The sequence below is a fragment of the Sphingopyxis sp. EU05-FHT14B03 genome, assembly GCF_058790875.1.
In genome coordinates, this window is sequence record NZ_JBYTDC010000002.1 from 1,118,897 (window position 1) to 1,142,674 (window position 23,778).

At 65.7% G+C, this 23,778-nt stretch carries 23 protein-coding genes and 2 tRNA genes; 11 read left to right on the forward strand and 14 right to left on the reverse strand.

Annotated elements, in window-relative coordinates; all coding sequences use genetic code 11:
• Positions 1 to 13 precede the first annotated feature (13 nt).
• Together AC3WS4_RS14480 and thyA are read right to left on the reverse strand one after the other, a co-directional pair.
• Positions 14 to 1,309, reverse strand: a complete 1,296-nt coding sequence (locus AC3WS4_RS14480; protein ID WP_056351246.1) for a thiamine pyrophosphate-dependent enzyme — start codon at positions 1,307 to 1,309, stop codon at positions 14 to 16.
• Between the two features lie 93 nt (positions 1,310 to 1,402).
• Positions 1,403 to 2,362 (reverse strand): thymidylate synthase, encoded by a 960-nt coding sequence (gene thyA, locus AC3WS4_RS14485; RefSeq protein ID WP_492739548.1) that lies wholly within the window; start codon positions 2,360 to 2,362, stop codon positions 1,403 to 1,405.
• Between the two features lie 103 nt (positions 2,363 to 2,465).
• Here thyA and AC3WS4_RS14490 point away from each other — a divergent pair, with 103 nt between their 5' ends.
• Positions 2,466 to 2,894: a JAB domain-containing protein gene (locus AC3WS4_RS14490; protein WP_492739547.1), complete on the forward strand. Its 429-nt coding sequence runs from the start codon at positions 2,466 to 2,468 to the stop codon at positions 2,892 to 2,894.
• A 109-nt stretch (positions 2,895 to 3,003) separates the two neighbouring features.
• Positions 3,004 to 3,080: transfer RNA gene (locus AC3WS4_RS14495), tRNA-Pro, on the forward strand.
• A 183-nt stretch (positions 3,081 to 3,263) separates the two neighbouring features.
• On the opposite strand, the gene AC3WS4_RS14500 is transcribed toward AC3WS4_RS14495, so the two are convergent.
• A complete protein-coding gene (locus tag AC3WS4_RS14500) occupies positions 3,264 to 4,142 on the reverse strand; it encodes an N-formylglutamate amidohydrolase (RefSeq protein ID WP_492739779.1) in 879 nt (292 codons plus the stop codon).
• A 138-nt stretch (positions 4,143 to 4,280) separates the two neighbouring features.
• On the opposite strand from AC3WS4_RS14500, the gene cpdR reads away from it, so the two are divergent.
• The gene (gene cpdR, locus AC3WS4_RS14505) at positions 4,281 to 4,658 is read left to right on the forward strand and encodes a cell cycle two-component system response regulator CpdR (RefSeq protein ID WP_056351240.1); all 378 of its coding nucleotides are present in this window, start codon (positions 4,281 to 4,283) and stop codon (positions 4,656 to 4,658) included.
• Positions 4,659 to 4,729: 71 nt separating this feature from the next.
• A tRNA-Val gene (locus tag AC3WS4_RS14510) sits at positions 4,730 to 4,804 on the forward strand.
• 60 nt (positions 4,805 to 4,864) lie between these two features.
• On the opposite strand, the gene AC3WS4_RS14515 is transcribed toward AC3WS4_RS14510, so the two are convergent.
• Positions 4,865 to 5,656, reverse strand: coding sequence for an SDR family oxidoreductase (locus tag AC3WS4_RS14515; RefSeq protein WP_056351238.1), 792 nt, complete (start codon positions 5,654 to 5,656; stop codon positions 4,865 to 4,867).
• A 97-nt stretch (positions 5,657 to 5,753) separates the two neighbouring features.
• On the opposite strand from AC3WS4_RS14515, the gene AC3WS4_RS14520 reads away from it, so the two are divergent.
• The 5 genes from AC3WS4_RS14520 (at position 5,754) to AC3WS4_RS14540 (ending at position 11,532) form a co-directional block, all read left to right on the forward strand.
• The gene (locus AC3WS4_RS14520) at positions 5,754 to 6,623 is read left to right on the forward strand and encodes an alpha/beta fold hydrolase (RefSeq protein ID WP_492739546.1); all 870 of its coding nucleotides are present in this window, start codon (positions 5,754 to 5,756) and stop codon (positions 6,621 to 6,623) included.
• Positions 6,624 to 6,642: 19 nt separating this feature from the next.
• A complete protein-coding gene (locus AC3WS4_RS14525; protein ID WP_492739545.1) occupies positions 6,643 to 7,389 on the forward strand; it encodes an energy transducer TonB in 747 nt (248 codons plus the stop codon).
• Positions 7,390 to 7,580: 191 nt separating this feature from the next.
• Positions 7,581 to 10,004, forward strand: a complete 2,424-nt coding sequence (locus tag AC3WS4_RS14530; RefSeq protein ID WP_492742850.1) for a TonB-dependent receptor — start codon at positions 7,581 to 7,583, stop codon at positions 10,002 to 10,004.
• A gap of 9 nt (positions 10,005 to 10,013) precedes the next feature.
• Complete coding sequence (locus tag AC3WS4_RS14535) at positions 10,014 to 10,778, forward strand: tetratricopeptide repeat protein (RefSeq protein WP_492739543.1); 765 nt, start codon at positions 10,014 to 10,016, stop codon at positions 10,776 to 10,778.
• Positions 10,779 to 10,848: 70 nt separating this feature from the next.
• Positions 10,849 to 11,532, forward strand: a complete 684-nt coding sequence (locus tag AC3WS4_RS14540) for a Fe2+-dependent dioxygenase (protein WP_492739542.1) — start codon at positions 10,849 to 10,851, stop codon at positions 11,530 to 11,532.
• Here the strand turns inward: AC3WS4_RS14540 and AC3WS4_RS14545 are convergent.
• The 8 genes from AC3WS4_RS14545 to hutI all read right to left on the reverse strand — a co-directional run bounded on the left by AC3WS4_RS14545 (position 11,529) and on the right by hutI (position 19,786).
• On the reverse strand, positions 11,529 to 12,392 hold the full coding sequence (locus tag AC3WS4_RS14545; RefSeq protein WP_492739541.1) for an FAD:protein FMN transferase: 864 nt from the start codon (positions 12,390 to 12,392) through the stop codon (positions 11,529 to 11,531). The genes AC3WS4_RS14540 and AC3WS4_RS14545 overlap by 4 nt on opposite strands.
• Before the next feature lie 92 nt (positions 12,393 to 12,484).
• Complete coding sequence (locus tag AC3WS4_RS14550) at positions 12,485 to 13,324, reverse strand: DUF4198 domain-containing protein (RefSeq protein WP_492739540.1); 840 nt, start codon at positions 13,322 to 13,324, stop codon at positions 12,485 to 12,487.
• 20 nt (positions 13,325 to 13,344) lie between these two features.
• The gene (locus AC3WS4_RS14555) at positions 13,345 to 13,869 is read right to left on the reverse strand and encodes a DUF2271 domain-containing protein (RefSeq protein ID WP_187139805.1); all 525 of its coding nucleotides are present in this window, start codon (positions 13,867 to 13,869) and stop codon (positions 13,345 to 13,347) included.
• 11 nt (positions 13,870 to 13,880) lie between these two features.
• Positions 13,881 to 14,522, reverse strand: a complete 642-nt coding sequence (locus tag AC3WS4_RS14560; protein ID WP_492739539.1) for a PepSY-associated TM helix domain-containing protein — start codon at positions 14,520 to 14,522, stop codon at positions 13,881 to 13,883.
• A 107-nt stretch (positions 14,523 to 14,629) separates the two neighbouring features.
• Positions 14,630 to 16,291, reverse strand: coding sequence for a urocanate hydratase (hutU, locus tag AC3WS4_RS14565; RefSeq protein WP_492739538.1), 1,662 nt, complete (start codon positions 16,289 to 16,291; stop codon positions 14,630 to 14,632).
• A complete protein-coding gene (gene hutG / locus AC3WS4_RS14570; protein ID WP_492739537.1) occupies positions 16,288 to 17,091 on the reverse strand; it encodes an N-formylglutamate deformylase in 804 nt (267 codons plus the stop codon). The genes hutU and hutG overlap by 4 nt, the downstream gene beginning before the upstream one ends.
• Positions 17,088 to 18,608: a histidine ammonia-lyase gene (gene hutH / locus AC3WS4_RS14575; RefSeq protein WP_492739536.1), complete on the reverse strand. Its 1,521-nt coding sequence runs from the start codon at positions 18,606 to 18,608 to the stop codon at positions 17,088 to 17,090. The genes hutG and hutH overlap by 4 nt, the downstream gene beginning before the upstream one ends.
• Positions 18,599 to 19,786, reverse strand: coding sequence for an imidazolonepropionase (gene hutI, locus AC3WS4_RS14580; RefSeq protein WP_492739535.1), 1,188 nt, complete (start codon positions 19,784 to 19,786; stop codon positions 18,599 to 18,601). Before hutI ends, hutH begins: the two co-directional genes overlap by 10 nt.
• 66 nt (positions 19,787 to 19,852) lie before the next feature.
• Here hutI and AC3WS4_RS14585 point away from each other — a divergent pair, with 66 nt between their 5' ends.
• Complete coding sequence (locus tag AC3WS4_RS14585) at positions 19,853 to 21,202, forward strand: formimidoylglutamate deiminase (RefSeq protein ID WP_492739534.1); 1,350 nt, start codon at positions 19,853 to 19,855, stop codon at positions 21,200 to 21,202.
• The gene (gene hutC, locus AC3WS4_RS14590; RefSeq protein ID WP_492739533.1) at positions 21,199 to 21,858 is read left to right on the forward strand and encodes a histidine utilization transcriptional repressor HutC; all 660 of its coding nucleotides are present in this window, start codon (positions 21,199 to 21,201) and stop codon (positions 21,856 to 21,858) included. Before AC3WS4_RS14585 ends, hutC begins: the two co-directional genes overlap by 4 nt.
• A gap of 3 nt (positions 21,859 to 21,861) precedes the next feature.
• Here the strand turns inward: hutC and AC3WS4_RS14595 are convergent, their stop codons facing one another.
• Both AC3WS4_RS14595 and AC3WS4_RS14600 read right to left on the reverse strand, forming a co-directional pair.
• A complete protein-coding gene (locus AC3WS4_RS14595; protein ID WP_492742852.1) occupies positions 21,862 to 22,335 on the reverse strand; it encodes a hypothetical protein in 474 nt (157 codons plus the stop codon).
• 51 nt (positions 22,336 to 22,386) lie between these two features.
• The gene (locus AC3WS4_RS14600) at positions 22,387 to 23,700 is read right to left on the reverse strand and encodes a tetratricopeptide repeat protein (protein ID WP_492739531.1); all 1,314 of its coding nucleotides are present in this window, start codon (positions 23,698 to 23,700) and stop codon (positions 22,387 to 22,389) included.
• Between the last annotated feature and the right edge of the window lie 78 nt (positions 23,701 to 23,778).

The following is a 23,778-nucleotide window of genomic DNA, read 5'->3' on the forward strand; positions in this document are numbered from 1 at the left end:
GTCTCGGGGGCCATCATTCGGGCTTCCAATTGGGGCCGAATTTGGCCTCTTGCTCGGCGAGCATCTGATCGCATTGTTCCTTGAGGTGCCAGGGCATCTCCTCAAACACGTCCTCGAACATGGTCTCGAACGGCTGATGCATCCCGTGGCCAAGAATACCGAGCTTTTCCGATTGCTTCTGGGTCGTCTTGACCAGATCGTCGAGTTCGGTGCGCTGCGCCGCGTGACGGTCTTCATCCCATTCGCCGAGAATGATCAGATGCTGCTTCAGCCGCGCGATCGGGTCGCCGAACGGCCAGATCGTCGGCTCATCGGACGGGCGATAGGCGCTCGGGTCGTCGGAAGTGCTGTGGCCTTCGCTGCGATAGGTGAAATGCTCGATCAAGGTCGGGCCATTGTTGGTGCGTGCGCGATCCGCCGCCCATTGCGTTGCGGCGTAAACCGCGAGCGGGTCATTGCCGTCGATGCGCAGCCCGGCAATGCCATAACCAACCGCACGCGCGGCAAAGGTCGTGCGCTCGCCGCCAGCGAAGCCCGAGAAGCTCGAAATCGCCCACTGGTTGTTGACGACGTTGAAGATCACCGGCGCGTTGTAGACGGTCGCAAAAGTCAACGCCGAGTGGAAATCGCCCTCGGCCGATGAACCTTCGCCGCACCACACGGTCGCGATCCGGCTGTCGCCCTTCGATGCCGAGGCCATCGCCCAGCCCACCGCCTGCGGATATTGGGTCGCCAAATTGCCCGAGACGCTGAAGAAACCGTGCTCGGGTGCGGAATACATGATCGGCAGCTGGCGGCCCATCAGATGGTCGCCGCGGTTCGAGTAGATCTGGTTCATCATCTGGATCAGCGGATAGTCGCGCGTGATCAATATGCCCTGCTGGCGATAGCTGGGGAAGCACATGTCCGACCGGTCGAGCGCCATGGTCGAGGCGACCGAGGTCGCCTCTTCGCCGGTACATTTCATGTAGAAGCTGGTCTTGCCCTGGCGCTGGGCGCGGAACATGCGATCGTCGAAGGCGCGCACAAGCATCATGGTGCGCAGCATCGCGCGGAGGCGCTCGGGCGCGATCTTCGGATCCCACGGCCCCTTCGCCACCCCGTCGAAATCGAGCACGCGGACGAGGCCGTAGCACAGCTCGCGCATCGCATCGGGCTTGGTGTCTTCGCTGGGGCGCGGGGTCGCATCGACGGAGGGCACCGCGATATCGCCGAAGTCGGGGGTGTCGCCCGGACGATAGCGCGGCTCGGGGATATGGAGCGACAGCGGCGGCAGGTTGCTCGCCGGCATCCGAGGCGTCTCGGGCATATCTTCTTCCCTTTTGGCGCGAATCGACGCACCTAGTTATATTTCAACGTGGCGACATATTATTACCGTCTCCACAGGATTGCAACGCCGGCGTCAGACCGCCACCGGCGCTGAAATATGCGCTTGCGGGGCATAGGCTTCGACCGCGAAATCCTCGAATTTATAGTCAAAAATGCTCGGAGGCCGGCGAAGGATGCGCAGTGTCGGCGCCCCGCCGGGAATGCGCGACATCTGCTGTTCGACCAGGTCGGCGTGATTGAGATACAAATGCACGTCGCCCCCGGTCCACACCAGTTCGTGCGCGTGCAGCCCCGCCTGCTCGGCGACCATGCGCGTCAGCAATGCGGCTTCGAAGACGTTGAACGCGAAACCGAGGCCGAGGTCGCACGAGCGCTGGAAGAGCAGGCACGATAGCCCGCCATCGCTGCGGACGTGAAACTGATAGGTCATATGGCACGGCGGCAGCGCCATGCGGTCGAGATCGGCGACGTTCCAGCCGGTGAAGATATGGCGCCGCGACCCCGGATTGGTCCGGAGCGATTCGATGAGCGCCGCGATCTGGTTGTGCCCCTGCTCCGAACGGCGGAACAGCCCCTCACCCGCCGACTCGTAGCGCGGCCAGTTGACCCACTGGTGGCCATAGACCGGGCCGAGGTCGCCCCATTGCGCGGCGAAGTCGTCGTCCGCGATGATCCGCGCCTCGAAATCGGCGGCGTTGATGTCGTCGCCGGTCGCCTTGCGATATTTTTCAAGCGGCCAATCGGTCCAGATTTTCACCCCCTGCGTCACCAGCGACCGGATATTGGTGTCGCCGGTGAGGAACCACAAAAGCTCGCGCAGTGCGGTTTTCCAATAGACGCGCTTCGTCGTCAGCAGCGGGATCGCATCGTCCGCAAGCGAGAAACGCATCGTCTCGCCGAACAGCGAGCGGGTGCCGACGCCGGTGCGGTCGACGCGCTCGTCGCCCTCGACCCAGATGCGGCGCATCAGGTCGAGATATTGCAGTTCATAATGGATGGACTCAGGCAAGATTCGCTCCCGGCTTCTCGTCATTGCTAGGCTTCATGCGACGAGGCGGCAAGACTCGCCCCCGATCCTCCATTGCGGGCCAATCCTGCCTTGGGCTTTGCCCGGCGGTGGCGCATGAAGGCGCGTCATGACACGATATGAAACCATCGAGGCGCCGGGCGCGCAGCCGGCGTCGCCCGGCTTTGTGCCGCGCGACGACGAAGAAGAGTTGCCGCGGCTGCTGCTGCGCCCCTGCTTTCCGGTCGACAGCGAAATATTGCTGATCGCCGGATTCGACGCGTTCGACCGGTTGCTGTGCCTCGAACGCGCCGAAAGCGACCGTGCCGGGCGCTGTATCGTGCCGCCGCAGGTCTGGCGTGCTGCGCTCGATGCGAAACCCGCGCAGATCGTGATGGCGCACAACCATCCGTCGGGAATCGCGCGCCCGAGCGACGCCGACCTCGCCGCGACGCGCGAATCCGCGCGTTTCCTGACGCTGCTCGGCGTCACCCTGTCGGACCATATGATCTTTACCGCCGATGGACATTTCAGCTTTTGGCGTGCCGGATTGCTCTAGTTGCCGCAATCGTGGCGACTATGCCGATTGGCGCTTGAAGTTCGCAAGATGCACGTCTAGGGGACCGCTCTGCCTTCGCGGCGGCCCCAGGCCGTCCGCAAAGATCGGTCGGGGAGTAGCTCAGCCTGGTAGAGCACTGTCTTCGGGAGGCAGGGGCCGGAGGTTCGAATCCTCTCTCCCCGACCAGTTTCTTTTGCAATCATCACCCCCTTGTAACCTGACGGCAGACACCCTAGATTGGTGTTACGCCGCTGTGGTTTTCCCCCTTTCCATCGCGGCGCAGTGTCCCACCGAAAGGTGCGGGCGCGTCCTCCCTGGACCCTGGCCACCTCGTACTCCGGTACGAGGTGGTTTTTTATTGGGCAGTCGTTATTCGGCAGCTTGGGGCAGTGCCACGGCGCCCGGCCAGGCCCGCGCCACATCGCCCAACAACCCGTAAAACCAGTCGCTTAACGGACCCAGCTTGTCGGCGTCGGGCGACCGGTCGCGGCGCAGATAGAGGCTGCGGTCGATCTCGATCTGCACGGCGTGTACGCCGCGATCGGGACGGCCGTGGCTGCGAATGATATGTCCGCCGGCATAGGGCTGGTTGCGCGACACCGGAACGCCCAGCCGCTCGGCGGCCGTTACCACCGTATCGACCAGCCAACCGTCGGCCGTATCGCCGAATCGGTCGCCGATGACGATCCGCGCGCCGTGCCCCGCCTGCCCCACCGGGATCGACGGCATGCTGTGCAGGTCGATCAATATCGCGTGGTCATGGCGCCGGCGCGCGCCCTCCAGCGCGTCGGCGAGCGCCTCGTGAAAGGGGCGATGCAGCGAATCGAGCCGCCACGCGAGCGCCGCCCGGTCGATCGGCTTTTTCCATAAAGGCCCGACATCGGCGAGCCGCGTCGGCACGACGCCCAGCCCCGCGCGCTCCTTGCGGCCCGGTGCCGAATATTGCGGGCGCAGCGCGGGGGCGACTTCGCCCGGCGCCATCTGTCCTTCAGCGCGATTGCAATCGGCCACCGCACGCGCCCACAACGCTTGCACCACGGACGCGCCGGCCTCGCCGGCGCGCGCGGCGATCAGGTCGGACCAGCCGTCCTCGAGCCGTTCGAGTTCGAGCCGCGTCGCGCGCGCCGCGGCGAGCAGTTCGGGCGGATAGATGCGCCCCGCATGCGCCACCGACACCACGATCGGCGTGGCTGCGGTGTCCGGACGCGTGACCGAAACGGCGTTGGTCGAAAGGAAACGGCGCGTCATCGGCACGGGGTGGCAAAAATCCGGCGGAGAATCCAGCGCCGCCTGAATTTGTTAAGTTTGTGGCGCTATGGGACGGTTTCGATATAACGGTGCCGCCGCGTGAAGGCGCCGCCGTGGGACCTGGGGGCTGTTATCCGCATGATTCGCATATTGCTGGCCGAAGATGACGATGTAATGCGCGAATATCTCGCGCGGGCGCTGACCAGCGCCGGTTATCACGTCACCGCGGTCGATCGGGGGACCGAGGCGGTTCCCTATATCGATTCGGGCACCTTCGACCTGCTCCTGTCGGACATCGTCATGCCCGAAATGGACGGAATCGAACTCGCGCAGCACGCCGCGAAGGTCGCGCCGCAAACGCAGGTCATGTTCATCACCGGTTTCGCCGCGGTTTCGCTGCGCGCCGAGGAAAATGTGCCGCAGGCGAAGCTGCTGTCGAAGCCGTTTCACCTCAAGGATCTGGTGCGCGAGGTCGACAATCTGTTCGGCCGCGCCGACCGTTCGAACCAACAATAAGGACGCGTGCAGCACCGAAGGGCTTGCCAAGCGGTGCGGGGCCTATTAGGGGGCGCGTCACCCCAAGGGATGGGCGTGTAGCTCAGTGGTAGAGCACTGTGTTGACATCGCAGGGGTCGCAAGTTCAATCCTTGCCACGCCCACCATTAAAAACGCCGCCACCCCAATGGGTTGGCGGCGTTTTTACTTTCCAGTTTCGTCGCGGTTTACGCCATGCCACGCGCCAGGTCGCCGCGCGACGCGTCGCCGATCTGGCTGCCCCCGTCGCAGTCGAGGATCGTCCCGGTGATATAGCCCGCAGCCGGGCTGCACAGGAACACCGCCGATTCGGCGACCTCCTCGACCTCGCCCCAGCGCTTCATCGCGATGCGGTCGAAATGCGACTGGCGCGACGCCGCGTCGGGCGCGAGCCGCGCCATGCCCTCAGTCCCCGCGATCGGTCCCGGCGAGATGCCGTTCACCCGCACCTCGGGGCCCCATTCGAGCGCGAGAACGCGGATCAGCTGATTGATCCCCGCCTTCGCCGCGCACGCGTGCGCCTGCAGCGCCGACGCGTTGATCGCCTGTCCCGCGGTGATCGCGATCAGCGACGCGCCGGGACGGTTGAGCAGATCGTGGCAACCGCGGAACACGTTGAAGGTGCCGTTGAGGTCGATATCGACGACGGTACGGAAGGCGTTCGCCGACATCCCGAGCACCGGCGCGAGGAAATTGCCCGCTGCGCCCGAAATGACGATGTCCATCGGCCCGAATTTGTCGGCGACGGTCTCCATCACGCCGCGAATCGCCGCATAGTCGCGCACGTCGCCCGACAGGCCGATCGCGTCATGGCCGATTTCACCGGCCGCGCGCTGTGCCTTGTCGGGGTCGCGGCCTGCGACCGCGACCTTGGCGCCGAGTTGGGCAAAGCGTTTGGCGATACCCAGGTTGATGCCGCTGGTGCCGCCGGCGACGAACGCCGTCTTGCCCGCCAACAGATTATCGCGGAAACTGCTCATAGTCGTCCTCTCCCTGTCCTGAACGCATTCCGCCCGCATGGGGTTGACGGAATGGAATCGGTGGCCTTTTGAAACCCGACAAGACAGCAAGGATCAAATGATGGCAAGCGGCCCCACTTCGAACAGCTTCATCTCGCAGCGGCTGAAGCTGCATTATGCCGATTGGGGCAATCAGGATGCGCCCCCGCTTTTGCTGGTCCATGGCGGGCGCGACCATTGCCGCAGCTGGGACTGGGTCGCCGAGAAATTGTGCGACCGCTACCACGTCATCGCGCCCGACCTGCGCGGCCATGGCGACAGCGCCTGGTCACCCGACGGCAACTACGAGATGGGGGCCTTCGTCTACGACCTCGCGCAACTGATCCACCAGCTCGACCTCGCACCGGTGACGATCGTGTCGCATTCGATGGGCGGCAATATCTCGACACGCTACACCGGACTCTATCCCGACAAAGTCAGGAAGCTCGTGTCGATCGAAGGCCTCGGCCCCTCCCCGGCGGTGCAGGAGGAGCGCACCAAGACCCCGTTCGACGAACGGATGCGCCAGTGGATCGCCGACAAGCGCCAGGCGGCGGGGCGCCAGCCCAAGCGCTATGCCACGCTCGACGAGGCGCTGGCGCGGATGATGGCCGAAAATGCCTATCTGACCGAGGAACAGGCGCGCCACCTGACGATCCAGGGCGCGAGCCGCAACGAGGACGGCAGTTGGAGCTGGAAGTTCGACAATTATCTGAACATCTGGACGATCTTCGACATGCCGCAGGAGGAGTTGCACAAGCTGTGGGCGAATATAACCTGCCCGACGCTGCTTCTCTACGGTGCCGACAGCTGGGCCTCGAACCCCGAAAAGGACGGGCGCATCCAATATTTCAAGACCGCGCAGGTCATCGAATTCGAAAACGCCGGCCACTGGCTGCACCACGACCAGTTCGACCGGTTCATGTCCACGCTAGACACTTTCCTCTAAACCGACGCCGGTTGCGCGCATGGGCGCGCGGTTGGGCGTCGAAATGACCTATTCGGGGCAATTGCCGGCGCGGCAACGCGCCATCGCAGGCGGCGCTGCGCTGGCCGTGGCGCTCGCCGTCGGAATCGGGCTGGTCAGCGGACTCGATCTGGCCGTGGTGCGCCGGGCGAGCGAGGCGATCCACGCCTTCGCCCTGCCCGTTCCCCCGCCGGAAACGCAGGCGGTTCCCGACAGCAAGCCGTCGAACGCGCCCGCCGGTGAGGCTTCGGCCGCCAACCGGCGAGCCAGGCCAGCGCCTCTCGAAGCGCCCAAGCCGATCGTCCCGCCCGTCAAGCCGCCTCCGGTCGCAGCGGCGCCCAAGGCCGGGGTCGGCAGCGACTCGTCGGCGGGGGCGGCGCCGGCCGCGGGGCCGGGTAGCGGCGCCGGTGGGCGCGGCGACGGCTTCGGCGCGGGCGGATCGGGCAGCGGCACCGGCGGCGGCACGCGTCCGGTGTGGCGCAGCGGAACGATCGCCGACCGCGATTATCCAAAAGCGGCGCGCCGCGCCAAAATCGGCGGCGAGGTCGAGGTGCGCTTCACCATCGAGCCAAGTGGTCGCGTCACCCGTTGCCGCGTCACGCGATCGAGCGGCGACGCGTCGCTCGACGCGACCACGTGCGGCCTGATCGAGGAACGCTTCCGCTTCCGGCCGGCAACCAACGCCCGCGGCGATGCGATCGCCAGCGAATATGGCTGGCGCCAGCGCTGGTGGCTCGAAGGCCGCTGATCGTCGCGCCGATTGTAACAGAAGCCGCAACGAATATGAGAATGATTATCAATATGGATTGACAGTGCGAACGACTCTCAATAGCGGACCCCTCGCAACGAAGGGGAAATATTCCAATGTCCAACAATTCAGCGGCTCTCCCGAGGCTTCTCGCACTGTCGTGCGTCGGCTTCATCGCCACCGCGCCGGCCATGGCAGCCAATCTGGCCGACGATTCGTCAGCCGACGGCGAACAGGACCGCGACACGATCATCGTCAACGGCCAGCAGGTGCAGGTCGATACGCCCAAGGCGGTCGCTCCCTTGCTCGACACCCCGCGCTCGGTCGTCGTAGTCGACAAGCAGGTCATCAAGGAAACCGGCTCGGCCACGCTGGTCGAGGCATTGCGCACCGTTCCCGGCATCACCTTCGGCGCTGCAGAGGGTGGAAACCCGATCGGCGACCGCCCCTTCATCCGCGGTTTTGACAGCCAGGGCAGCACCTATCTCGACGGCGTGCGCGACATCGGCGCGCAGAGCCGCGAAGTATTCGCGGTCGAACAGATTCAGGTCGTGCGGGGTTCGGACTCGACGCTGGGCGGGCGCGGCAGCGCCGGCGGTTCGCTGAACATCGTGTCGAAAATGCCGCGCAACGAGAATTTCGTCGGCGGTTCGGTCACGGTCGGCACCGACAATTACAAGCGCGTGACCGGCGACGTGAACTATGTCATCGGCAGCAATGTCGCGGTCCGCATCAACGGCATGTGGCACGATCAGGATGTCGCCGGTCGCGACGCGATCTTCCAGAAGCGCTGGGGTGTTGCCCCGTCGATCACGATCGGCGTCGAAGGTCCGACGAAGCTGACGGCCTCCTATTACCACCTCGATACCGACGAGCTTCCCGACAGCGGCATTCCGTATTTCTACACCATCGGCAACGCGCCGCTTGGCGACGTCGTCTTTTCCGAACCGCTGATCGGTACCGGCACGACGCGCGACGGCACCACGGGCACCGTCGCGCGCGACACCTTCTACGGACTGATCAACCGCGATTTCCGCGAGAGCAAGACCGACCAGCTGACGCTGCGTTTCGATCATGATTTCGGCAACGGCATCAAGTTCCGCAACACGTCGCGCTACAACCACAATACACAGGCCTATATCTACACGCAGCCCGACGATCAGCAGGGCAATGTGTTCGGCAACGCCGCAGCATCGACGCCCGCGAACATCACCGCCGGCGGCGGCTATGTGTGGCGCCGTGCCAACTCGCGCTATGGCTATACCGACAGCCTGACCAACCAGACCGACCTCTACGGCAAGTTCAGCACGGGCGGGATCGAGCACAGCTTTGCCACCGGCCTCGAACTGTCGTGGGAAAAGGCGCGCCGCGGCAGCTTCAACGTGACGACCCGCAATTTCGCGACTCCGGTCGCGAATCCGCCGGTAAACGCCGCAGCTTGCAACAATGTGCAGGTCGCGACGTTCAACTGCACCAGTCTTTTCAACCCGAATCCCAATGATCCGTGGGTGAATTATGCCAACGGCCTGTACACCGATATCGGGCCGATCACGAAGACGCTGCCGATCCAGGAAACCCGTAACGACGGCACCACCAAGTCGGTCTATGCCTTCGACTCGATGGCGATCGGCGACGCGCTGATCGTGAACCTCGGCCTTCGGTTCGACAGCTTCAAATCGAAAGTGACGCCGGGCCAGGCCGCCACGGCAACGAGCACCTTCTCGCTCAGCCGCAAGGACGACATCGTCAACTACCAGGCGGGCGTAATCTACAAGCCCGTCGCGAACGTGAGCCTCTATGCCTCCTATGCGACATCGGCGACCCCGCCGAACAGCTTGCTGGGCGAAGGTCAGGAAGGGAACAGCCTTGGGACCACGAACACCCAGGCGGCCGTCGATCTGCTGAACTCGCTCAAGGTCGAGAAGACGAAATCCTATGAATTCGGGGCCAAGGCCGACCTGTTCGGCTCGCGGCTATCACTCACGGCCGCAGCCTTCCAGACGGAAACCCAAAATGCCCGCGTGACCGGTGAAAACAACACCGTCCAGTTCATCGGCGAACGCAAGATCAAGGGTATCGAACTCGGCTTCAACGGCACGATCATTCCGGGCTGGACCGCCTTCGGCGGCTATTCCTATCTGGATGCGGAGATTGTCGATGGCGGCTTTACCGCGTTGACGGCCGCAGCCGTTCCCGGACAGGCTGCAAAGACCGTGCTGGTTCCTTCGGTCAACAACGGCAAGCAGTTCCCGCAGACCGCAAAGCACAGCTTCACCATCTGGAGCAATGTCGAACCCACCAAAGGCCTGACGATCGGTGGCGGCGCCTTCTACACCAGCCGCGTCTTCGGCGGATATTCGGACAATCGTTCGGCGACACAAAATGCGGCGGGCGTCGTGACCGTGAACCCGGCGACCAAGGTCGTCTATCGCACGATTCCCGGCTACTGGCGCTTCGATGCGCGGGTCGGCTACAAGATCAACGATCAGCTGGACCTGTCGGTGAACGTCAACAACCTGACCAACAAGATCTATTTCAACCAGGCATATACGGCGCACTATGCCAGCATCGCTCCGGGCCGTTCGGCGATTGCGACGCTGAACTTCAAATACTAAGCCGATCCGATGACGACGCTCGACATTGAAAGGCTGAAAGCGATGAGTGCGGACGAACTGTCCGCGCTGCTTTCCCCCGACAATGTCGAGCGGCCCGCCGTCATAAAGCTGGCCGCCGAGGCCGGTTTCGCCGACGCACAGGCGCTCTACGGCCAGATGCTGCTCGACGGCAGTGGCATCGCGCAGGATCAGCGCGCGGCGATCGGCTGGTTCCACAAGGCCGCCGAACAGGGCCATGCGATGGCGATCAACATGATCGGCCGTTGTTACGACCTTGGCTGGGGCGTTGCGATCGACAAGGCGCGCGCCGCCGAATGGTTCAGGATCGCCGCCGACAAGGGGCTGGACTGGGGCCTGTATAATTACGCCACCCTGCTCGCGCTGGGTCAGGGCGTGGCCGAGGACAAGCCGGCTGCGCTGGCGCTGTTCCGGAAGGCGGCGGCGATGGGCAACGCCAAGGCGATCAACTTCGTCGGCAGCTTTTATGAGGATGGCTGGGTCGTCGACCGCGACATGGCGGTCGCCGCCTATCATTATCGCCGTGCGGCCGAAGGCGGGGATTTTCGCGGGCGGTTCAATCACGCCCGGATGTTGGCCTGCGCCGGGGACGTCGATGAGGCACTGCTGTGGCTGGCGCGCGTAGGAGAAAACGCGACACCGGCCTTCATCACCAAGGCGGAGGCATGGCTATCCGCATCGGGCGATGAACGGTTGCGATCGGAAGGCATCGCCGCACTGAACCGCAACCAGTCCGGCGGCGACGCGACGATTTGATTGTCCACCCCCGCTGTGGCAGCAGCGTTTATCCATCTTATCCCGCGCCACGCGATTCAGGGACCCGGCCATGATGATTTCCGTCCCCAATCTTCTCGATGCCGAGGGCGTCGCCGCCGTCCGCGCGATCATCGATGCGGCGGACTGGATCGACGGAAATGCAACCTCCGGCCCTCAATCGGCACTGGCAAAGAAGAACGAACAGCTCGCAGAAGGCAGTCCGGCGGCCCGCGAAGCCGCAGCGATCATCCTGAAGGCGCTGGGCAATTCCCCCTTGTTCTTTTCAGCCGCGCTGCCGCTCAAAGTCTATCCGCCGCTGTTCAATCGTTATGGCGAGGGTCAGACATTCGGCACCCATGTCGACAATGCGATCCGCATCCAGCGCGGGTCCGACTTCCGTTTGCGCAGCGACCTGTCGGTGACGCTCTTCCTCGAAGATCCTGACGCTTATGACGGTGGTGTCCTCACCATCGAGGATGTTTTCGGTTCACAGCAGGTCAAGCTGCCGGCCGGCCACGCGGTCGTCTATCCGTCGTCGAGCCTGCACCATGTCACGCCCGTCACGCGCGGCACCCGCGTGGCGTCCTTCTTCTGGCTCCAGTCGATGGTGCGCGACGCCGGGGCGCGGCGGATGCTGTGGGATCTCGATCAATCGGTACAGCGGCTGACCGGACAGTTGGGCGGAGCCGACCGGTCGGTGATCGAACTGACCGGACTTTATCACAATCTGCTGCGGCGCTGGGCCGACAGCTAGTCGAGCATCGCGGCCCACACGCGCGATACATATTCGCGCCCGTTCGCCAGCACACAGGCGGCGAGTTCCTTTTCGTCGGCGAGCGCGATCGCCGCATCGGCACCGAGCACGGTCAGCGCCGTCGCCCAGCCGTCGGCCATCATGCAACGGCGATGCACGACCGTCACCGACCGCACACCATTGGCGATCGGACGACCGGTGCGTGGGTCGAAGCTGTGCGAATAATGCTGGCCATCGACCGCGAGCCCGCGGCGATAGTCGCCCGAGGTCGCGATCGACAGGTCGTGGAGCGCGATGCGCCATCCCGCGCCGGCCCATGACGGCGGCAGTTCGACATCGACCCACCAGGGCTGGCCGTCGGGGCGAATCCCCTCGCCGCGCAACTCTCCCCCAACCTCGATCAGGAAATGGCGTACCCCGTTGGCGAGCAACCAATCGGCGGCAAGGTCTACGCCATAGCCCTTGGCGATGCCCGACAGGTCGAGCAGCGCGCCTTCGCTACGACGGATGCGCCGTGTATCACGGTCGAGATCGATACCCCCGTCGCGCGGCGCCATGATGTCGGGAAGCGTGTCGACGGGTCCGGCGGCACCGAAGCCCCAAGCCTCGCTGAGTTCACCCATCGCGAGACTGAAAGCGCCCTCGCTAGCGATTCCGATGTCGATGCCTGCGGCCACGACCTCGGCGAATTCGGCCGGAATGCTGTGCCATTCACCCGGCGGCGCGCGGTTGAAGCGCGAAAGGTCGGAACCCGCTTGCCATTGGCTCATCTGCGCCACGACGCGGTCGAGCGCGGCCTGGACACCCCCACCCGTCCCGGCGGGCGGCGCCACGGCTTGCAGGGACCAGCTGGTCCCCATCGTCTCGCCGGCGAAGGTTTCGACGATCGCCCCGGCGTCGCGCCCGGCAAAAGCGGCGGGCGTGAGCGCGCGGGGGATCAGGATGCGATCGGTCAGGGCGCCAGCACTTCCAGCGTCGTGACATAGCTCGCGCGGCGGCGCGGCGGCGCATCGGCGGGCGGCGGACCTTCGCCCTCACCCTCGACCTGCGGCGTGGTGACATTCACCCAGTACATGCCGGCTTCGGGGAGTGTCAGCTCGACCTTGCCATCGGCACCCGTCCTGGTGTCGATCTGGCCGAGCTGGTCGCGATAGCGGATGCCGCCCGGGATGACGGTGACCGGCAGGTCGGCGGTCGGCTTGCCGTCGAGCAGGAACTGAAAGGTAAAGGCTTCGCCCGCGATCAGGTCGTTCGGATGTGTCACAGGAACCAGCTCGATGCCCTTGCCGGTCGGCTTGAACAGCGTCGTCGTCGGCTCGCCGACCGTCACGAAGATTTCGTTGCGGTTGTTCGATTCGGCGGTGCGCACATTGGTCGCGCCCGCAGGGCTCCTTTCGGCGAGGTTGGCGGTCGTCGTGCCGCGCGGCAGGCGCTCGGTCTTGCCGTTCAGGTCATAGCTGCCCATCACGCCGTCGACGACCGAGGCGATCCGCCAGGTGCCCTTTTGCGTCAGGTGGACATCGAAAGTGCTGCGATAGCGGCCGGTGGCCTTGTTCTCGATCGTCGCTTCGCTGCCGTCGGGCGCCCAGGCCTTCAATGCGTCGAGGCGCATCGGCTGATGCTCGAAATAGAAAAGATCGTTCGACACCGCGGCGTCGACCGTCACCCAAACGTCGTCGCCTGACAGCACCGTCGACGACGGCATCATCCACTGGCGGTGCGCGCTTGCCGGAACCGCGATCATCGCCGCGAGCATGGCGCCCGCCGCAAAACCCCAAAGCTGCTTTTTCATCGTCCTGCCCTTTCGATATGTCAGCGGAAGGCGACCGAAACGGTCCCCAGTTCGGTCTTGCCCGCGGCGCGTCCGCCGGCCCCGGCCTTGCCCGGCCAGGTGAAGGGAATACGCAGCAATTCGCGGCCGCCGACTTCGCGTGCCGCCTCAACGACGAGCACATATTCGCCCGCCGCGAGCGCGCCGAGCTGGGCGCGGCTGAAGCTGATCTTGTGAGTGCCCGGCGCACGCGTCGCGCCGGTAATGCCGTTGGCTGGAAATGTCATCGAGCGGCCCGAGGCACGCCACCACTGGCGCACGTCGCGCAGCCATTTGGTGCCTTCGTTCGCCTTCATGTCATGGTCGTACCAGACCGCGACGGTCTTCGCCGGGGCGCCTGCTTTCTCGACCCAGAAGGCGACATAGGGCTTGTGATATTCGGCAACCTTGAGCTGCGGAATGGTAATAGTGACGTCCATCGTCGCGGGCGCGGCGGCGAGCACCGGCACGGCGAGTGCGGCGCTCAGCGTTCCCCCGATCAGGATCGTACGCGTGGCTGGCTGCATGGACAAACTCCCTAGTGAATGAAGACGATGGCGATGGCGGCCGGGATCGCGAGCCCGGCGCCGACGAGCGGCCAGGTGCTCTTGCGCTTGGCCGAATGAAGCCACAGCAGGAACAGGCCGGTGATCCCGAAGACCAGGCAGGCGAAAGCGAAGATATCGATGAACAGGCTCCACTCGCCGCCCGAATTGCGGCCCTTGTGAAGATCGTTGAGATAGGAAATCCAGCCGCGGTCGGTGACCTCTCCGGTGACTTCGCCGGTCGCCCGATCGATGTCGACCCAGGCGTCTCCACCAGGCCGCGGTGCGGGCAGATAGACGTTCTCGGGCGCCCATTCGGCCTCGCCGGCCTTGACCGGGAAATTCGCCTCGACCCATGCGGCGACGGGCTTGGGGAGCGGTCCCTTGGCATCGGCGGGGTCGGTCTGGGCCAATTGCGCGAGCAGCGTCGGCGGAATCTGCGCTGTCTTTTCGGTGACAACGGGCGACCCCTCGATGTCGGCGGCATGGTTCAGCGTGAAACCGGTGACCGCGAACAATACCAGCCCGATCAGGCTGATCGCCGAGCTCATCCAATGCCACATATGCAGCTGCTTCAACCAGAAGGTCTTGCGGCTCTTCTTGGTGGCCGGGCGCGAGGGAGAGGGTGCGTGCATGAAATCGTTCTGAAAGGAGGCGTTGCGCCGCCACTATCGAGAACGATTCTCAATTACAACAAATAATCCCGCATATCGGGCGCGTCATGCTTTGTTACAAAGTCCCGTCACAGGCTTGGCAGATCCAGTCCCTTCTCGCGCGCGCAGTCGATCGCGATGTCGTAGCCCGCGTCGGCATGGCGCATGACGCCGGTACCGGGGTCGTTCCACAGCACGCGCTCCAGTCGCTTCGCCGCTTCGGGTGTTCCGTCGGCGACGATCACCATGCCGCTGTGCTGCGAATAGCCCATGCCGACCCCGCCGCCATGGTGCAGCGACACCCAGGTCGCGCCGCTCGCGGTGTTCAGGAGCGCGTTGAGCAGGGGCCAGTCGGACACGGCGTCTGAGCCATCCTTCATCGCCTCGGTCTCGCGGTTCGGGCTGGCGACCGATCCCGAATCGAGATGATCGCGGCCGATCACGACCGGCGCCTTGAGTTCGCCCGACGCGACCATTTCGTTGAACGCGAGGCCGAGCCGGTGGCGGTCGCCCAGGCCAACCCAGCAGATGCGCGCCGGCAAACCCTGAAACTGAATCTTCTCGCGCGCCATGTCGAGCCAGTTGTGGAGGTGGGTATTGTCGGGAAGCAGTTCCTTCACCTTGGCGTCGGTCTTGTAGATATCCTCCGGATCGCCCGACAGCGCCACCCAGCGGAACGGACCGATGCCGCGGCAGAAAAGCGGCCGGACATAGGCGGGGACGAAGCCCGGAAAGTCGAAGGCATTCTCCACCCCCTCGTCCTTCGCCACCTGGCGGATGTTGTTGCCATAGTCGGTTGTCGGCACGCCCGCCGCCTGCAGGTCGAGCATCGCTTGCACATGCACCGCCATCGAGGCCTTGGCCGCCTTCGCAACCGAAGCGGGATCGCTCTCGCGCTTGGCGAACCATTCGTCGAGGCTCCAGCCGGCGGGCAGATAGCCGTTGACCGGATCGTGCGCCGAGGTCTGGTCGGTGAGCAGGTCGGGGCGGATGTCGCGGCGGACCATTTCGGGCAGGATTTCAGCGGCGTTGCCGAGCAGGCCCACCGAGACCGGCTTGCCCTCGGCATGGGCTGCCTCGATCATCGCGATCGCCTCGTCGATGCTCGCCGCCTGCTTGTCGAGATAGCCGGTGCGCAGGCGCATCTCGATGCGGCTCGGCTGGCATTCGATCGCGAGGCAGGACGCGCCCGCCATCACTGCAGCGAGCGGCTGCGCGCCGCCCATGCCGCCAAGCCCGGCGGTGAGCAGCCAGCGGCCCTCGAGACTGCCGCCATAATGCTGGCGGCCCATCTCGACGAAGGTTTCGTAGGTGCCCTGCACGATGCCCTGGCTGCCGATGTAGATCCAGCTGCCGGCGGTCATCTGGCCGTACATCATCAGGCCCTTTTTATCGAGCTCGTGGAAATGCTCCCAATTCGCCCATTCGGGGACGAGGTTCGAATTGGCGAGCAGCACACGCGGGGCATTTTCGTGGGTGCGAAACACGCCGACGGGCTTGCCCGACTGGATAAGCAGCGTCTCGTCGTCGTTCAGGCGACGCAATGCCTCGACGATCCGGTCATAGCTTTCCCAGTCGCGCGCGGCGCGGCCGATACCGCCATAGACGACGAGCTCGTGCGGTGCCTCGGCGACATCGGGATGGAGATTGTTCATCAGCATGCGCAGCGGCGCCTCGGTGAGCCAGCTCTTGGCGCTGATCTCGGGGCCGGTCGCCGGGCGGATCACGCGGCTGTTGTCGAGACGGGTCATGAACGTCCTTTCGCAAAATCGAGGGTTGCGGCGATCACTTGCTCCAGCACGGGCCGGATCGCGGGGCCGGGGTCGAGCGGTGATGGCCAGTTGACGGGCGTGATTGCATCGGGCTCGGCCATATAGCCGCGCTGCGCCAGCTCCATCTGGATCGCATGCACGCCGTCGTCCGGTCGGCCATAGTGGCGCGTCGTCCAGCCGCCCTTGAAGCGCCCGTTGACGACATGGCTGTGGCCGCTCGCGGCGCAGATATTGGCGACGACGGTCTCGAGTTCGGGGGCGCAAGCCGCGCCGCCGTTGGTGCCGATGTTGAACTGCGGCAGCTCGCCGTCGAACAGGCGCGGGACATGGCTGCGGATCGAATGCGCGTCGTAGAGGACGACCCGGCCATGCGCCGCTCTCAACCGCTCGAGTTCGGCGGCCAGCGTCTCATGATAGGGGCGGTGATAGAGGTTGAGCCGCTGCATGATCTCGGCTTCGTCCGGTTGACCGAAGCGGTAGAGCGGCTCGCCGTCAAAGGTGGTCGTCGGGCACAGCTCGGTGGTCGCCTGCCCCGGATAGAGCGACGCGCCCGACGGATCGCGGTTCATGTCGATCACGCTGCGGGAAACATCGGTCGCGATCAGGGTCGCGCCGAGGTCGGCGGCGAAGGCGTAGAGATCGGCAATCCACCAGTCGGTGTCGATCTGCGCGTGCCAAGGCGAAACGAACTGGTCGTCGAAGCCCGCGAGATCGGTGCCGCCGTGCGGGAAGGCGATCACGAGCGGCGCGTCGCCGCGCTCGACGCGCAGCCATCTCATACGACGAGGCCGGGCAGGTCCCCGACGAGATCGACGAGCTTGCCGGTGCGGACCATCTCCTGCGCCGACGCGATGTCAGGCGCCATATGGCGATCTTCGTCGAGCGTCGGCACTTCGGCGCGCAGCGCGGCGCGAACGCGCTCGACGGCGACGCTCGATTTCAGGCCGCCGTGGAAATCGCACCCCTGCCCCGCCGCAAGCAATTCGATCGCCAGCACCGCGTCGACATTCGCCGCCATCTCGATCAGCCGCCGCGCACCGTGCGCCGCCATCGACACATGATCCTCCTGGTTCGCCGAGGTCGGGATCGAATCGACACTTGCCGGATAGGCGCGCTGCTTGTTCTCGGACACCAAAGCCGCCGCGGTGACCTGCGGGATCATGAAGCCCGAATTGAGACCGGGCCTCGCGACGAGGAAGGCGGGCAGCCCCGAAAGTGCGGGATCGACAAGCATCGCGGTGCGCCGTTCGGACAGGCTGCCGATCTCGCACAGCGCCAGCGCGATCATGTCGGCGGCGAAGGCGACAGGTTCGGCGTGAAAATTGCCGCCCGACAGCGCTTCGTCGGTATCGGGGAAGATGAGCGGATTGTCCGATACGCCGTTCGCTTCGATGAGCAAGGTCGTCGCCGCCTGCCGCAACAGGTCGAGCACCGCGCCCATCACCTGCGGCTGGCAACGCAGGCAATAGGGGTCCTGCACACGAACGTCGCCGTGGATATGGCTCGCGCGGATTTCGGAACCCTCCATCAGCGCGGCGAGCGCCTCGGCGGTCTCGATCTGCCCGCGATGCCCGCGCAGCGCGTGGATGCGTGGATCGAAGGGCGTGTCCGATCCCTTGGCGGCCTCGGTCGAGAGGATTCCGGTGACGAGCGCGCTGCGGTACAGTCGCTCGGCCTCGAACAATCCCGCCAGCGCATAGGCGGTCGAGAATTGCGTGCCGTTGAGGAGCGCAAGGCCTTCCTTGGGACCGAGGACCAGCGGATCGAGTCCGACATCGGCGAGCGCCACAGCGGCCGGAACGCGTGCGCCATCAACGAAGATTTCGCCCTCTCCGATCATCGCCGCCGCCATATGCGACAGCGGCGCCAGGTCGCCCGAGGCGCCGACCGAGCCCTGCGCGGGGACGACCGGGATCAGGTCCTTTTCAAGCATCGCCTCGAGCATCGCGATCGTTGCCGGACGCACACCCGACGCGCCGCGCGCGAGGCTGGCAAGCTTGAGCGCCATCATCAACCGCGCGATCGGCACCGGCATCGGCGCGCCGACACCGGCGGCGTGACTGAGCACGATATTGCGCTGGAGCGTTTCGAGGTCGGCGCTCTCGATGCGGACGGCCGCGAGTTTGCCGAAACCGGTGTTGATCCCATAAACGGCTTCGCCGCGCGCGAGGATGCGTTCGACCGAGGCGGCGCTTTCGGCGATGGCAGGACGGCAATCGGGCGACAGGCGAACGGGTCCGCCCTGATAGACCTCGCGCCATTCAGCGAAGCTGACCGATCCGGGGTTCAGTTGCATTGTCCGTCCTTGATACGTGCGTGAAGCGGGTTGAAGCCGATGCGGTAAACGAGCTCGGCGGGTTCGGTGATATTCCAGATCGCGAGGTCGGCGGCCTTGCCGGATTCGAGCGTGCCGATTTCGCGTTGCAAGCCGAGCGCCCTGGCGGCGTTGATTGTCACCGCGCGCAGACATTCGCCAACCGACAGGCCGAACAAGGTGGCGCCCATGTTGAGCATCAGCAACAGCGAGGTCGTCGGCGAGGTGCCGGGGTTGCAGTCGGTGGCGAGCGCGATCGGCACCCCAGCGTCGCGCAGCCCAGCGACCGGTGGTTTCCGGGTCTCGCGCATGAAATAATAGGCGCCGGGCAACAGCACTGCGACGGTTCCCGCACCGGCCATCGCCGCAATATCGGCTTCGTCGATATGCTCAAGATGATCGGCCGAAAGCGCGCGATAGGAGGCGGCGAGGCTGGCGCCCGCGAGGTGCGACAATTGTTCGGCATGGAGTTTGACCGGCAGGCCTGCGGCTTGCGCGGCGTCGAATACACGCGCGATCTGCTCGGGCGAAAAGCCGATACCTTCGCAGAAGCCATCGACCGCATCGGCCAGTCCGACCGATCCCGGAATGATCTGCTCGCAGACCAGGTCGACATAGGCGTCCGCGTTGCCCTTATACTCAGGCGGCACCGCGTGCGCCGCGAGCAAGGTCGCGGCGACTCGGACGTCCCGCACCTTGCTCAGCGCCCGCGCCGCGCGCAGCATCTTGATCTCATCGTCGAGGGTGAGGCCATAGCCCGACTTGATCTCGATCGTCGTCACCCCCTCGGCGATCAGTGCGTCGAGCCGCGGCAGGGCGCTCTCGACCAGCGCCGCCCCGTCCATCGCCCGCGTCGCGCGCATCGTCGATACGATGCCGCCGCCCGCGCGCGCGATTTCCTCGTAGGTCGCGCCTTCGAGGCGCATCGCCCATTCATTGGCGCGGCTGCCGCCGTGGACCAGGTGCGTGTGACAATCGATCAGCCCCGGAGTGATCAGCCGCCCTTCGCAATCGACGATGTCCACCGCGTTAGGCGCATCCCCGGCGTCGCCGACCCAGGCGATCCGTCCGTCGCGGACAGCAATCGCGCCCCGCTCGATCAGCCCCAGACCGTCGCCGGTCAGCGTCGCGATTCGGGCATTGGTCCAGAGTCGATCCATAGTTCATTCTTGCTCGCCATCGCCATTATGTCTAGACATAATAATCCAACATGAGGGAGCATGGCGATGACATCACTCTGGTTCGAACAGGCTCTGCTGCCCGATGGCTGGGCGCCGGACGTGCGCATCGCGGTCGATGCGGGACGCATCGTCGCCGTCGCGACCGGCGTCGCGGCGCAGCCCGGTGACGAACGCCACGCCGTCGCCCTCCCCGGCCTCGCCAACCTCCACTGCCATGGCTTCCAGCGCGGCATGGCCGGCCTCTCCGAATTTCGCGGGGCGCCCGACGATGATTTCTGGAGCTGGCGCGAGATCATGTACCGCTTTCTCGACCGGCTCACCCCCGACAGCATCGCGGCGATCAACGCGCTGGCCTTTGTCGAGATGATGGAAAGCGGTTTCACCCGCGTCGCCGAGTTCCATTACCTCCACAACGATGCGGACGGGCGACGCTACGCCGACCCTGCCGAAACCGCGGGCGCGGTGGTTGCGGCGGCGGACGAGAGCGGTATCGGCCTCACCCTCCTCCCCGTCTTCTATGCCCATGGTGATTTCGGCGGCGCCCCGCCCGCGCCGGGCCAGCGACGGTTTCTGTCCGATGTCGACAATTTCGCCACGCTCGTCGAAGCGAGCCGCGCCAAGCTACCCGCCGATGCCGGGTTCGGCATCGCGCCGCATTCGCTGCGCGCGGTGACCGCCGAAGAATTGGCGGCGATCCTGCCGCTCGCCGACGACGGCCCAATCCATATCCACGCCGCCGAACAGCTGCGCGAGGTCGAAGCGTCGATCGCATGGAGCGGCCAGCGCCCCGTCGAATGGCTGCTCAACCATGCCGATGTCGATGCGCGCTGGTGCCTCGTTCACGCCACGCATCTGACCGACGACGAATGCGACCGCCTCGCGGCGAGCGGTGCGGTGGCGGGCCTGTGTCCGGTGACCGAGGCGAACCTCGGCGACGGCATTTTTCCCGCGACCCGCTATCTGGCGGCGGGCGGGCATATCGGCATCGGCACCGACTCCAACATATTGATCGACGCGGCGGGCGAACTTCGCGCGCTCGAATATAGCCAGCGGCTCCGCGACCGCCGCCGCGCGATGCTCGGCAACGAGGCGGTGCCGTCGATCGGCGAGCGTCTGTTCGGCGAAGCGCTCGCGGGTGGCGCCCGTGCGACGGGATCGGGCACCGGCCTCGCCGCCGGACAGCCCGCCGATCTCTTCACCCTCGCCGCCGCCGATCCGGTCTTCGCGGGCGCCGATGCTCGGACGATCCTCGATCGCTGGGTCTTCGCGGCGCGCGGCAACATGATCGACTGCGTCTGGCGCGCCGGACAAAAATGGGTCGAGGGTGGGCGCCATGTCGCCCGCAACGCGATCGCCGCGCGCTATCGCGGCGTGGTCGCCGCGCTGCTCGCATGAGTTTCGACGCCCGCATCCGCGCCGCGATCGAGGGCGATATCCGCTCGGGAGCACTGCGCCCCGGCGACCGCCTGCTGTCCGAGCATGATCTCGCGGCGCTGCACGGCTGTTCGCGCGCCACGGTCAGCAAGGCGATGGCGGCCCTGCACCGTGCAGGCCTGATCGAACGGCGGCGCAAGGCGGGCTCGTTCGTCGCCGACCAGCATGTCCATTCGGCGGTGCTCGAAGTCCCCGACCTCGCACAACTGATCGAAGCGCGCGGCCATGTCTATCGCTGGCAGCTTCTATCGCGGAAGAGAATGGGTTCGGAGCTTCTGATCGAGGGTCTGCATCATGAAGGCGACACGGCCCTCGCGTTCGAAACCCGCTCGATCGCAATCGAGACGGTGCCCGACGCGGCAACCGAAAGCTTCGACGATGTGGCGCCCGGAACCTGGTTGCTCGCGCATATCCCCTGGACCTCGGCGCGGCATCGCATCCAGGCGGCGGGGGCCTCAGCCGAAGAGGCACGCGCGCTGGGCATCGCCGAACACACCGCCTGCCTGATCCTCGAACGCAGCACCTGGCGCGGCGATGCCGCGGTCACGACGGTGCGGCAGGTGTTTCGTGGCGATATGTTCGACATGGTCGCCCATTTCGAACCCAGCCTCGGCTGAGCGTTAGCCCGCCATCCGCGCTTCCCACGCCAGCATCGTCGTCCGCAACGCGACCGCGTCATAATAGGCATTGTGCGGCACCGCGCTCGGAACCATCGGCCCGATGATGTCGGGATCGACAAGCTCGAAGCGCAGGCTGCGCACCGGCTTCATATAGCCCGGCCCGGTAATGAGCAGCCGCGCCGCGAGCGCGATATCCTCGGGCCAGTCGGCGACGAGCAGCGGCGCCGGATCGTCCATCAGATAGGCGGCGAACAGGTCGGTCACCTCCTTGCGGCTGCGCGGGCGGGTTTCGAGCACGGGAAGCGCATTATCGCGCACCCAAGGGGTCGGATCCTCGACCGAGATCGCCTCATAGAAAGGCGGCAGGCCAGCATCCTCGGGCACAAGCGCGATCGAAATCAGCTCGCCGCAAAAGCCGTTGAACTCGGTATCGAGAAAATAGCGCATCGTCGCCCCGCTTGCCCGCAGGACCATCTGCCCCGACCGACCGAAGCTAAGCGCGCGGCGAAGCCGAGGCCAAGAAAATTATCCGGCGCCCAGCCGGATCAGAAGGGTTTCGACCTGCGCGTCCCCTGCCCATTTGCTCCGCATCGCACGGATCAGGCCGGCATCGCCCCATTTTTCGTGCCGCGCCTCGGCCGCGCGAAGAACGGCGAGCAGGCTGGCGCGGTCGCGGGCGGCCGATGCCACGAAGGCGGTCCATGCCGCGGTCCGGCTTTCGCCGCTCGCCAAATCGGCTTGGGCATATTCGAGCAGCAATTTTTGCGCGCTGCCTGACCCGGCGCTCAAGGCCTGCGAAAGCGCCGTCGTGCGCAAGCGCAGCGTGTCGTTCTGGCGAAGCTCGGCGACCTGCGCCTGCGCCCGGACATAGGCGGGATAATCGCCGTCGGCGAGATGGATCACGGCGAGGCAATCGTGGATCACCGCAAAATCGGGGTGACGGCGTGCAAGGTCGTTGAGCGTCGCCACGGCCTCGTCGCGCTCACCCGCCGACCACAAGGCCCAGGCGAGGTCGGTCTGAATCGGCACCGATCCGGGCATCATCGTCTGCGCCTGCCGCAAATGGGTCAGCGCCTCGGCACTCTCGCCATGATCGGCGAGAATGTTACCGAACCAGAAATGGCCGCCGGCGTCGCCAGGCGCGAGCGCGATCGCTTTTTCGAAATAGCGGCGCGCGGCGGGGAAATCGCGGTCGCGCCAATAAGCGATGAAGCCGTTGACGCGATGCGCCGACGCCTGCGACGGCGACAGACGCAGCGCGTCGCCCGCCGCGGCTCGGGCTTCGGGGAAGGCCTGCCGGTCGCTGCGCGTGCCGAATTCGCGCGACAGCAACAGCGCCTCTGCCAGCGCGGCGTAGCCCGGGCCATAGCCGGGGTCGCGGCGCGTCACGTCGCGCAGCAGGTCGATCGCCTTTTCGATCGCCGCCGCCTCGCGATCGGCGAGCAGGTCGCGGCCTTTCAGGAACAAATCGGCGACCGCCGGATCGCCGGGCAGCGCGAGCGCCGTCCTGGTTTCCGCAGGCGCCGACGGCACGACCCACGGCACCGCGAACCAACCCCCGCCGATGACGCCGAGTCCGACCAGCGCGGCCGCGATCGCTTTCCAGCGGCGGCGAGGCGGCGCCGCAAGCGCGGGCTCGCTTGTTCCTCCCTGGGCCCACAGATCGAGCTCTTGGCGGAGCGCATAGACGGTCGCGGTCTTGCCGCCCGGGATACGATGGACCGGCAGATCGCGTTCGCGTGCCCAGCGGATCGCGGTCGTCCGGTCGCGCCCGAAATGCGCTCCGATCGATTTCCAGCCGTCGATGCGATCGGGCAAGACCTTGCTACCCGCCGTCATCGGTGGGCCGCGCTGCACGGGAGCGCCCCGAACGAGATCATGATGCCACCCATCCCTTCCTGCGCTGGCGGACGCCAA